9 protein-coding genes are annotated in these 12,215 nt (G+C 49.7%); 8 read left to right on the forward strand and 1 reads right to left on the reverse strand.

The annotated features are described in order from the left end of the window. Window positions 1-170: 170 nt before the first annotated feature. Window positions 171-1,790 (reverse strand): ArnT family glycosyltransferase, encoded by a 1,620-nt coding sequence (locus tag FAES_RS03965; RefSeq protein ID WP_015329907.1) that lies wholly within the window; start codon window positions 1,788-1,790, stop codon window positions 171-173. Between the two features lie 723 nt (window positions 1,791-2,513). On the opposite strand from FAES_RS03965, the gene FAES_RS03970 reads away from it, so the two are divergent. From FAES_RS03970 to FAES_RS28840, 8 genes are all read left to right on the forward strand, one after another. Further along, a complete protein-coding gene (locus FAES_RS03970; protein WP_229364417.1) occupies window positions 2,514-3,374 on the forward strand; it encodes a polysaccharide biosynthesis/export family protein in 861 nt (286 codons plus the stop codon). Between the two features lie 41 nt (window positions 3,375-3,415). After that, a complete protein-coding gene (locus FAES_RS03975) occupies window positions 3,416-5,743 on the forward strand; it encodes a GumC family protein (RefSeq protein ID WP_015329909.1) in 2,328 nt (775 codons plus the stop codon). 36 nt (window positions 5,744-5,779) lie between these two features. Then, window positions 5,780-6,472, forward strand: a complete 693-nt coding sequence (locus FAES_RS03980; RefSeq protein ID WP_015329910.1) for a sugar transferase — start codon at window positions 5,780-5,782, stop codon at window positions 6,470-6,472. Beyond that, window positions 6,462-7,760, forward strand: a complete 1,299-nt coding sequence (locus FAES_RS03985) for a flippase (protein WP_015329911.1) — start codon at window positions 6,462-6,464, stop codon at window positions 7,758-7,760. The genes FAES_RS03980 and FAES_RS03985 overlap by 11 nt, the downstream gene beginning before the upstream one ends. A gap of 70 nt (window positions 7,761-7,830) precedes the next feature. After that, on the forward strand, window positions 7,831-9,024 hold the full coding sequence (locus FAES_RS03990; RefSeq protein ID WP_015329912.1) for a glycosyltransferase family 4 protein: 1,194 nt from the start codon (window positions 7,831-7,833) through the stop codon (window positions 9,022-9,024). Further along, window positions 8,978-10,093, forward strand: coding sequence for a glycosyltransferase family 4 protein (locus FAES_RS03995; RefSeq protein ID WP_015329913.1), 1,116 nt, complete (start codon window positions 8,978-8,980; stop codon window positions 10,091-10,093). The genes FAES_RS03990 and FAES_RS03995 overlap by 47 nt, the downstream gene beginning before the upstream one ends. Window positions 10,094-10,116: 23 nt before the next feature. Further along, window positions 10,117-11,370 carry an O-antigen ligase family protein gene (locus FAES_RS04000; protein ID WP_041257534.1) on the forward strand — a complete coding sequence of 418 codons (1,254 nt, stop codon included), beginning with the start codon at window positions 10,117-10,119 and terminating at the stop codon, window positions 11,368-11,370. Next, complete coding sequence (locus FAES_RS28840) at window positions 11,342-12,214, forward strand: alpha-1,2-fucosyltransferase (protein ID WP_015329915.1); 873 nt, start codon at window positions 11,342-11,344, stop codon at window positions 12,212-12,214. Before FAES_RS04000 ends, FAES_RS28840 begins: the two co-directional genes overlap by 29 nt. Window position 12,215: the final 1 nt, after the last annotated feature.

Genomic DNA, 12,215 nt, shown 5'->3' on the forward strand with positions numbered 1-12,215 from the left:
ACACGCTGTAACTGAATCGAAGTATACTAAAAAAACAGGCTAGTCGATGCATCGCGCTGCTTTTATGAAGAACGGAAAAACGAGGCGCCGCGTACAGCGAACCGTTAGCTTGGTATAGGTATTGCTAGCGCATGGCTTCGGGCAAGGCTTCCTCAATCAGGCAGGGCAGGCTACTCGATCCGAACGACCCAGGCCCGATGCTCTTTAAAGAGCAAAATAGGGGCCACAACCCGGTGCTTATATTGACTAGCCCGGGTTGAGTCCATAATATATAACTGACCCGGCCGGATTGTCGCCGTTTTAGGCAGAATGGCCCGGCGAGTGGCACTGACGTAAAAGCTGTTCACGTCGGTCGCTACCTCATCGGCAAACGTATTGGTTTCGGCCCAAAGCGGTTGCCCCAGCGTCAGGCGAGCCGCCGCTTCATTATTGAGCCGATACCGTTCCCGACTAGCCCGTCGGCCGGGGAGTATAATTTCGTTGAACAGCAGCCGCACGATGACCAGAAAAAAAAAGACGAGCATCATGCGCTGAGGGGGGCGTTTCCAATAAAACCAGCTCACTGCAAGGAATGTCGGGATGCCAACGGCAGCAAGGAGCGGCAAAGAGGGGAGGGGGCGGGTTGCTGGGTGAAATAAAGCCACAACTAATGCCATTGGACACAGCAGCATCGCCAGTAGCCAACTATGCTCGATCCACCAACGTACCCGGCTCAACTGCGGCCACGGCAGCGCGTAGGCGCTGGCCAGCACGACAAACAGGAAAGGCAATAGCATCAGTACGTAGCGGGCATATACCTCGGGCGAGAGCCAGTATACCCAGATATTGCCCCAAAACATCAGCCAGCAAAAGCGGATATACCTGTCCTCAAACAGCCATTGCCGCACCGATCGGCGCCACAGCAACGTACCCAGCAGTGTCCAGGGCGCAAAATGAAGCAGAAACTCGCCGGGGAACGTCAATAGGTGGAGTGCTGTGTCGACCAGGCCTCGCTCAATCGGCGTGCGTTTGGCGCTCTCGCTCACCAGCCGCCCCAACAAGGTAGCCGCCGGTACCGGGCTCTGCCTGAAATAGATCATGTAATACGTACCCAGCCCAAGGGCGGCTACCAACAACCCGCCCAGGTGCGCCGGATGAATCAGCAGCGACCACCGCCCCGTAGCACCAAACCAGACGAGCAGTGACAGACCAATAAAGACAAATGCAGGCAACCCTTTCATCAGAAAGGCCAACGTACCCAGTCCATACAGACAGCTGTATAGCCAACCGTATTGTTGCCGTTTGTCGAACACAAACAGGCAACTGAGCATGGAAAACACAAGCCAGGAGAACGTGATGTCGATAAGCCCAAGCAGCGTTTCGTAAAACCAGATGCGGGCACAAAGCGCCACCATCAGCGCCACCCGAACGGCCAGTTGGCTGTTACCCGTTTGGCGACGAACCACCGCGAAGATGGTCAAGGCATAGCCAACCAGTGATAGCGCCATGGGCAGCCGCAAGGCCAGCGAATCGAAGCGCCCGAACAGCCGGAATGAGCCCGCAATGAGCCAGTTGTAGAGGGGCGGTTTGTTTAGGTATGGTACTCCGTTGAGCGTGGGTACTATGTAATTGCCCGAGAGCACCATCTCCAGCGCTACCAGTCCCCGCCTCGCTTCATCGGACCGATTGTCGACCGGCATGTAGCCCAGCCAGCCAAACAAGGCCAACAATCCCAGAATAAGTACAGCGACCAGGATGAATTTATCGATACGGGAGGAGGGATATAACGCTACAAGTGGTGACTCTGTCATATGTACATTGAGTAGAAAATACCGTAGTGATCACTATTGTAAATCAAGACTAGACCGATAGACAACATTACTAGGATAGGCTGATTTATGCGCTCATATGAGACATAATTTATATAAATCAATAATTAATTTCAGATACATAGGGGGTATCTATTGAACGGTACTGAAGGTTTTTTACTAGACAATTCAAAAATAAGTTTGGATTGTAGCTAGTTGAATGCCAAAGTAAGTAGGGTTGAGCAACGCTTGATGTAAACTAAAAGAGATAAGTAGCTATAAATAGGTTCTAACTTATGGGGTTTGGAAAAATTTATGATTTGTATTTCTCCCCAAGCGGTGGTAAACTTCTATAGAGTTCGCTTGAAACGCACAGCTGCTCTACCGAGTCGGTTAGTGGGGCAATGAGTAATTATACGCGAAAAAAAATTGCCTGATTAAGTGATGAGTAATTTCGCTTGATGAACGTGTTGTTTATGATTAAAGTCATTCAGTCTCATAATGGCATCATTTATGACAGGAATCCGTTGGTTGGTCTTGATCAACACGATCACGTTTCAAGGAGAATTAGTTGCGGTACATGAATAAATGTACAATATTTGTTTTGTTTTTGGGCGATCTTGAATGATGGATCGGTCAAATGAAAAGTTTTTGTTGATATGTATTTCTAAACATTTGGTTCACGCGTTATTTTGGAGGCTGAGTCTGACAACCGACGCAAACCAGATGCCCGAGACGCATAGCACACCACCAATCTTTACGAATTTGACAATGACAGTAGCGAGTTTCGGCAGGGGTAAAAAAGCAGTTAAGTGGTTTGTGGTATCTCTTTTATTAAGTAGCTCATTGCTAATGAGCTGCGTCAATTCGAGAGAGTTGGTTTATTTCCAGGACTTGACCAGTCGCGTAGATAGTGCCCGCCAACAAGCCTATGCGGCAGCGGTTCGCCCCGGCGATGTATTGTCTATTCTAGTCAGCAGCCTGAGCCCTGAAGCGTCGTCGTTTTTTAATCCTTATGCCATGCAACAGGCGATGGCGGGCCAAGCAATGCAAACCAATCCGACTACGCCAATTGCGGCCTCACCCGGTTACCTAGTAGCTGCAGATGGCACAATCACAGTGCCGTTGTTAGGGGCTGTGCCGGTAGCTGGCAAAACCAACGTGCAAATTGCCAACCTGCTGCGCGATAAACTGAAGACGTATTTGAAAGAACCCACCGTCAGCGTACGCAATCAAAATTTCCGCGTAACGGTGCTAGGCGAAGTGGCCAGACCGTCGCTATTCAACATTGCCAATGAGCAGATCACACTGCCCGAAGCCCTTGGGTTGGCCGGTGACCTGACCATCTTCGGGCGACGTGATAACGTGCTGGTCGTGCGGGAAGAGAACGGCCAACGTACCTATGCCCGCCTGGATCTGACAAAACGCGATGTATTCCAGTCGCCCTATTACCACCTGCATCCGAATGACGTGATTTATGTGGAACCGAGTAAAACGCGTGTGGCCGCCACCGATCGTTTTTACCAGATAACGCCACTCATACTCAGTGCACTTTCATTCATTGCCATTATTGCTACCCGTTTTTAGTCCAACTAGCAACTTCTCAGCTTTTCTGATTTACTCAAATTATGGCTAACAAACCGTATTCGTACGTTCCTTATCAAATGGTGGATGGGGAAACCAAGAACCTGCGTGCCGTGCTGATGCGCTATGCCCGCAATTGGCCGTGGTTCATCGTCAGCATCGTTGTAGCAATGGCTGGTGCTTATGTGTATCTGCTGTATCAGCCACCAGTCTACAAAGTGCAGGCGAGTCTGCTGATCAAGGACGAAAAGAAGGGGATCGATCAGGATAATATGCTGAAAGAGCTCGAAATCTTCACGCCCAAGAAGGTGGTTGAGAATGAGATCGAGATTCTAAAGTCGTACACGCTGATGGACAAAATCGTGAACCGGCTTCAACTGGCAACTCGTTATTACCAGCCCACGAACTTCGGCGATCGGGAAACGTTTACACCCCCCGTTAAGCTGATCGTGGAACAGCCTACGTCGGAACTTTACAAAGACAAGCTGACGCTAAGCTTTCCTAAGGCTGATCTGGTCGATATCAACGGCAAGGTATATCCGCTGAATCAAAGCATGCAGACGCCCTATGGCCGACTGCGCGTATTCGGCCGGAAACCCGTTGGCCCAACCACTGAACCCGTGCGGGTACTGGTGCAGCAGCAGTCCGATGCCGTGACTGGTTTCCTGCGAAACCTGAAGGCAGAACCAACGTCTAAAGCGTCGAGCGTGATTATGCTCACGATGGAAGATGCAGTGCCGCAGCGCGGCGAAGTGATCCTGAATCAATTGATCGACGAGTACAACCAGGCCGCTATTTCGGACAAAAACAAGATGGCCGCCAACACGCTGAAATTCATCGAAGATCGGCTGGGGCTGATCACCGGTGAACTGAAGAATGTGGAGGGCGACGTAGAGCGCTATAAATCATCGCAGGGGATTACCGACCTGAGCACGCAGGCGCAGGGTTTCCTGATGACGGCGCAACAGAACGATACGCAGCTCAACCAGGTGAAACTGCAGTTGGGCGCGCTGGGCGACATCGAACACTACATGCGTAGCCAGTCTACCTCGCAGGGTGTTGCCCCCGCTACACTTGGTCTTGCCGACCCAATCATGCTGGGCATGGTGAACCGGCTGTCGGAACTGGAAATGAAGCGCGAGCAGGCCATCAAAACGACGTCGGAACAAAACCCGATCGTGCAAACGCTGGACAGCCAGATCAAAGAGACACGCACGAGCATCAACGAGAACCTGGAGACCATGAAGCGGGAGTTGACGACCTCGCGGCAGCAACTGCAGGCCAACAATAATAAGATCGAAAGCATGATCCGCACGATCCCGAGCAAGGAGCGGTCATTGCTGAATATCTCGCGGGAGCAGGGCATCAAGAACGGCCTGTATACGTACCTGCTGCAAAAGCGGGAAGAAACAGCCTTGTCCTTTGCCTCGACAATCTCTGACAGCCGGACGATCGACATCGCCCGCTCACTGAAAGATCCGGTTAAGCCCGTGCGCCGCTTCTATTTTCTGTTGTTTGGGCTGATTGGTTTCCTGCTGCCCATCGGCGTAATGGCGAGTAAAGACGCCTTGAATAACCGGGTACTACGCCGCACCGACGTAGAAGATACCACGCAGACGCCGATTCTGGGTGAGCTTATGAAGAGCAAGAAGGGCGAAGCTATCGTGATCCGGGGCCGCAGCCAGTCGGTTATTGCTGAGCAGATCCGTACGCTCCGTACGAACCTGCAATTCCTGAAATCAGACCCCGACAAAAGCCAGGTGCTGCTGTTTACGTCAAGTATTAGCGGTGAAGGCAAATCGTTTATCTCGCTCAACCTGGGAGCTAGTCTCGCACTGATTGGTCGGCCAACGGTCGTACTCGAGATGGACTTGCGCAAACCCAAACTGCACAAGAATCTAGGGATGTTCAGTGGGGTTGGTATCAGTAATTACCTGATTGGCGACGCTACGCTCGACGAAGTACTACAACCCATTCCGGGTCAGGACAACTACTTCATCATTACGTCGGGGCCAATTCCGCCGAACCCGTCGGAGTTGCTGAGCACGCCCAGACTGAAGCAGTTGATCGATGAACTGAAAGAGCGATTCAACTATGTTATTGTCGATTCGCCGCCCATCGGTCTGGTAACAGATGCCCAATTAATCGCGCCGTTGGCCGATGCGACGATGTATGTGGTACGCCATGACGTAACCCCGAAAAATTACCTGCGGCAGCTTGATGTCTTCTATCGGGAAAACCGGTTCAACAAGCTCAACGTAATTCTGAACGCCATTGGCGAAGGAGAGTCGTATTACAATAGCTACAGCTACGGGTACGGCCACTATTACACTGACGATAAGAAGCCAACGAAGACGCAGAAAGACGTGTAGTGTTTGCGTGCCCCATCCATAAAATGTCCTGATGTTATGCTGTCCGCTAATCCAACCACGTATTCGCGCCACTCAACACGTGCTTCAACGCCAGCCGGTCCTGAACTAAGCTATGTTGATGTTCCTTCGTCGCTATATACACGTTACGGGAAACGGCTGTTTGATCTAACAGTTGCAGCGTTCGTCACCGTTTTCGTGCTCTCATGGATGATTCCGCTTATTGGCTTGGCTATTTGCCTCACGTCACGTGGCCCTATCCTGTTTGTACAGGTACGTAGTGGGCGCAACGGGCGGGTATTTCACTGCCTGAAGTTTCGAACGATGTATCATGCCCCAACGGCCGCGTTTGCTCAGGCCCGTAAAGGGGATGCGCGGATAACCCGTATTGGCGCCTTCCTGCGCCGCACGAACCTCGACGAGATGCCGCAGTTCTGGAATGTGCTGATGGGTGATATGAGTATCGTGGGGCCACGTCCGCATGCTGTACAGCATGATGATCTGTATTGGCATACAATTCAGAACTATCGTTCTCGCTATGAGGTACGACCTGGTATTACGGGGCTAGCGCAGGTACGTGGTGCCCGTGGCGAAACACGGGAACTGGTTAATATGAAGCATCGCGTTCAGTATGATCTGCTGTACGTAAAGAAACAGTCAATTGGGCTGGACGCTAAGCTGTGCTTGGGAACAGTTCAGGCTATGCTGAAAGGAAATGTGAATGCGTGGTAGACTCGTTGCTTTATTGCCGCAAGGGCAATGGCGTAAGTTCTCGATTAACATAGCTTCTCTGTTTAGCGTACAGGTGGCTAATTATTTGTTGCCATTGCTAACGGTGCCGTATGTATCGCGGGTGATTGGGCCGGAACGAATGGGGTTGCTTAACTTTTCAATGAGTTATAACAACTACTTCGTGCTTCTGGTAAGCTTTGGATTCGATGTTGCAATAGTGCGGTTAGTCGCTGCCAATCGCGATGACCATGCTTACATCAATCGCCTGTTCGCGCAGGTGCTGTCGGCCAAATTACTCTTGCTGGCATTAGCTGCCTGCATCTTCTTTGCTCTGGCTATAGTTGATTCTAGCTTTCGGGCGTATTTGCCGCTCCACATGGCCACATGTTTATATTGCGTAGGTGTGGCATTGTTCCCGCAATGGCTCTTTCAAGGCATGGAAGACCTTAGCCGCATCGCCATGCTGAGCTTACTAGGAAAATCTATTATTACGCTTGGTGTGTTTGTGCTGGTACGGCAGGCCGATGACTTTATTTACCAGAACCTGATTATGAGTTCGTCTCATGTGATCGTAAGTACGATAGCGTTGGGTATTGCAGTTAAGCGTTATAAGCTCACTTATCAGGTTCCAGGATGGCAGTCAATCAGGCAAAGATTTCGGGAAGGGTTCACTTTTTTCCTGTCATCAATTAATAATACCCTTTATAGTTCATCGCATGTGTTCATGCTGGGCATATTTAGTACGTCCTATGCGGTTGGCGTATTTTCTGCGGGGAGTCGGCTGGAACTTTTGTTACGAGTTTTTGTGAGTATGGCACTCAATCAAGCGCTCTTCCCGATCGTAGCCAATGGTTTTGGTCAAAGTCAGGAACGAGGGCTAGGTATGGTTCGTCGAATTGCCCCAGTACTTCTAACTGGCACAGCGCTGATTGGCGTCCTGCTTTTTGTTAGTGCGCCCTTAGCTGTCTCGTTGCTATATGGCAATCGGTTCAACGAAGCCGTTGTCGTAGTCAGAATACTGGCGGTATTGCCCGTCTTATTAAGTATGAACAGCCTACTTGGGATGCATACCATGCTGAATTTGCATATGGACAGGCCCTACTTCTTCATAACCTTGGTTGGTTCTGTCATCGGGTTAAGCCTCAATTACAAGCTTATCCACCAGTACAGCTATGTGGGTGCTGCCATTGCCTGGGTGTGTACGGAGGCATGCGTCGTGATCGCTATGCTCGGTTGGCTGATTTATCGACGAATTGCTATCGTCAAGTTAATCAGATTGAACGAATAATCGTCATACCCTCCAATTTGGATATCTGAAAGCGAGATTAATCACGTACAACGTAAAAACAAGTAAGTGTATGCAACACATTGGTATTGTTGGTCCGGTAGCAACGAGTCAGCTGGCTCCCTTGCTCAACCTGCCAATGGGTAACGTACCTGAAGGCATGGGTGGGGTCCCCGTCAATAACCAGATTATTGAGCTGCACCGTCGTGGCTATCGTGTATCGGTATTCTCTAATTCATTAGACGTACCTGCAGGACAGACAATCAAGCTAAGTGGCCCCAACCTCGACGTCTATTTCTGTCATTATCGGCGGCGGGCACGGAATCGGGTGTTCGATTTGTTCAAAGCGGAACGCAAAGGTGTGACGGAAGCAATTCGGCAGGCAAAGCCTGATATGCTTCACGCCCACTGGCAATACGAATGGGGCTGGGCCGCGTTGGATTCGGGCATTCCTACTCTGGTAACCTGCCACGATTCGCCAATCGATGTGTTGGTGTCGATGCGTGATATGTATCGAACCATTCGGTTGGGAATGGCTGCATACGTATTGCGCCGGGCTAAGCACCTCACCGCCGTATCGACGTATACAGCTAAAGGCGTAAGCCGGTTCACGAAACGGCCCGTTCGCGTAATTCCTAACTTTGAACCGAACTCCGTGTTCGATCTATACCAGGAGCGCCAATTGCCTAACGTACCCAGCGTGGTAATGGTCAATAACAACTTCGACAAACGAAAGAATGTTGGAGTAGCCATGCAGGCGTTCAAACTATTCCGGCAGAAATTTCCCGCAGCAACGCTGAACCTGTATGGCTTCGGTTTTGGTGAGGGAGAAGCCGCGCATCAGTGGGCACAAGCTCATAGTTGCGAAGAAAACGTTCGGTTTCATGGCCCGACCAACTTTAACGACCTGATGCAGGCTGTTAGCAAGCACGATTTGTTCCTGCATACAGCTCTGGAAGAATCCTGCCCAATGGTGTTGATCGAGGCCTCTGCTATGGGACTACCCATTGTGGCGGGCGATAAGAGCGGAGGCGTTCCGTGGCTTTTGTCCAACGAATCGGGTGTACTCACCGACATCACCTCACCGCAGGCGGTTTGTGAAGCCCTCGAACAACTGGCATCCGACGCTATATATTACCGTACTATGAGTCAGCGAGCCCGCCAGAACGCGCTTGATCGCTTCTCGCCGGGCACTGTTGTCGACCAATATCTGAACGCGTATGAACAACTCAGCCAATCCCAAAAAAGTACTGCACATTCTGTGTGAATTGCGTCACTCCGGGGCCGAGGTCATGATTCGTGATGCCAATGGTGTGTTCAATGAGCATAACCTGGAAACACATATCCTGGGCACCGGCCCCATACCGGGTGAGTTTGCCGATGAGCTGCAGGCACGAGGGTACACCATCCACCACATACCGTTTCAGCGAACGCTTGGTTACTTTAAAAAAGTTAACCAGTTCTTAAAAGAACATCGGTTTGACGTTGTGCACATACATCCTGAACAGGCCTTTGTGTACTATGCCTTTCTAACGTACCTGAATCGGGTGCCGCGTGTGGTTTCATCCATTCACAACGTCTTCGTGTACCACAAGGCGATGTTGGCCCGCCGAGTTGTACACACCTGGCTAACTGAAAAGGTATTTGGTGTACAACGTCTGGCTATTGGGGAGGCAGTTTTTAACAACGAACGTCGCTATACCAGCCAGCCTATCATCCTGCATAACTGGATCAACACAAACCTATTCGTTCCTATTTCGGAGACGGAAAAGAATCAACGACGCGCTGAACTTGGTCTGTCACCAACCGATTTCGTATTAATCATGGTGGGAGGCTGTTCAAAAGTGAAAAATCATCAGCGCGTTTTTGAACTGATGGCACAACTCCCGCCTGGTTACGAGCATGTGAAATGCCTGCACATTGGCACAGGTGAAGCCGAAGCTGCTGAAAAGGCTTGTTGCGAGACACACCAACTGAGAGACCGGGTTCAATTCCTAGGTACACGACAGGACGTTTATCGCTATATGCAGGTAGCTGATCTGCACGTATTGCCCTCGTTATACGAAGGAGTAGGCAATGTATATCTCGAAGCGTCTGCCTGTAAGCTATTGAGCTTGGTCAATGACGGGCCGGGTTTGCGTGAAGTGATCCAATTTGGAAAAGCAGGAGTCATTGCCGATGTCAGTACGGATCAATTCCGCCAAACGATTATTGACATCGTTGACAACCCAACGGCTTATCAGCACATAGCTGAAGCGGCCTACCAGCTTGTGATGAATCGCCATCGGCTGGATACGAATGCTCGCCAGTTGGTGGGACTATACCAAGTAGCTTAAAGGCATGCTAAACAACAGTATTGATGAACTTCGAAGCTATTTTCAAACGACTGCATTTGTACCTGTTCCTTTTTAGCGAGCTGGCACTTAGCAGCCCTTTGGCTGCACCACTACAGTCAAGCGTCCGCCGGATTGTCGTTATCGGAGGGGTAAGCTACGCCATCCTGTTTTTTCCCCGACTACCTCGGCATCTGCGGATAGGAACGGTACTGTACCTTGTACTCATTGCGCTACTGATGAGTACATCGTATTTCAAGTATGGGCAAGCAATAGGTTCATTGCAATATATGTCATTAAGTCTGTCGACGACAGTCGTTTATGGCGGATTTATGGGAGCTTGGTTCATGCGTGACATTAGTGTCAAAGAAATTGTCACGGTTACGCTGATCCTATTTGCCTTTAATCAACTGGCTTTGGGCCGTATTCTAACGCACCAGTTTAACTCGACAGACCGATCTACAAGCTCAGAAGAAACCTATTACTTAACGCTGGTTTTTTGCTTTTACCTGGTCAGTTTCTTACAAGATAACAAGGGAAAGAACATGAACATGGCTATTTTTTCCCTATTACTAATCATCGGTTTTTTCCACCGGACATTATGGATAACAACCGGTGTGGCTATAGTTATCATCATGCTGGTGATGCGTGGCGCTGTGCAAAAGCGGTTTATGCGCATAACAGTGTTAGCGTTGCCTTATTTGATTATAGGAGTTATCAGCGTAGCGCTCTTGGTGGCTGCCAAACCAGAGATTATGGACAGTTTGCTGGCTAGCGTGGATGATATTGAGAATTCGAATACGCAGGGGACATCTGGTTGGCGGTATAATCAACGAGAGTTATATCTAGAGCGCATTGTGCAACGCCCTTTCTTCGGTTGGATGTATGACGGCTATGATGATGGAGAGTTAACCGCCGTGCTAGAAGATATTCAAGATTGGATTGGCGTTAAAGGAACGTTTATTCATTCTGGCTATATCCACGTTTTGTATCACTATGGCATATTTGGTATTGTCCTTATTTATGGTCTACTCATAAATACTTTACTGTTTATGTGGCGACATTTCAGGCAAGATCCTGGTTATATTGCTCTGTTTGTCTTTCTATGTACAGGCTTTATTTTCAGTTGGTCATATCAACTTCCACTTTTCTATTGGGCACTCGTCGGCGTAGGCTCATATATGGCTTGTCTAGTACCTGTGGAGCATGTCGATGGACAGCTACGGCGTGTAGGAGTGCACGAATTAGAAGATGAAAACAGGCCTGTTTTGGCTAACTGATATGGTTATAGTGGCAGGAACGCATGGGCAGTTCTGTAATCAGCTGTTTCGGCTGGGGCATCATGTCGCCAACGCTATACAGCTTGGCTACGAGGTGAATTGTGCCGATTTTGAACACAAACATTTGTTCCCACATCTGATGCAACATCGCCTGGTCTCCGACAAACCCCTTTTGTCTGGATTTCAACAAAAGCTGCTAAAAGTGGGAACCCGCCGTCCGTTTCAGGGTACTATCCGGCGCCTCTTCGAGCAACAAGGCTACGCGGTGATCGATCGGGCGTATGAGTTCAACCATGCCGATCAACGCTTTCTGGAACAGGCTACACAACAGCGGGTTATTGTTACCCATTGGGACTTCCGGGATTATGAATCGTTCAACCAGCAATATGCTGCGTTGAAAAACATGTTTGCATTACCAGCGCAGGCGCAAAAGGAGGCGACTGAGTTAATAGAAAAGGCCCGTTGTCAAGGAAATATGGTAGTTGGTGTTCACTTACGTCGTGGCGACTATGCAGCGTGGAAAGGAGGCAAATACTATTACGATGATGACGCTTACGCCGGAATGATGGCGCATATAACTGACTTATTACCTGAAAAGAGGGTAACGTTTGTTTTGTGTTCTAACGAGCCAATAAGGCATGCGGCGTTTGCGAACTGGTCGACAGTGGTATCCGACAAGACATTCTTAGGCGATCTAGCCACACTTAGCCAATGTGATTTACTGTTTGGCCCTCCAAGTACCTTTTCTGGTTGGGCGTCCTTTATTGGGCAAGTACCTCATTATCATATGCATCAACCTAATGCTAAGCCTCGGTTTGACGAGTTTAAGGTAGCACGTGGTTAAA

The organism is Fibrella aestuarina BUZ 2, assembly GCF_000331105.1.
GTDB classification, from domain to species: domain Bacteria; phylum Bacteroidota; class Bacteroidia; order Cytophagales; family Spirosomataceae; genus Fibrella; species Fibrella aestuarina.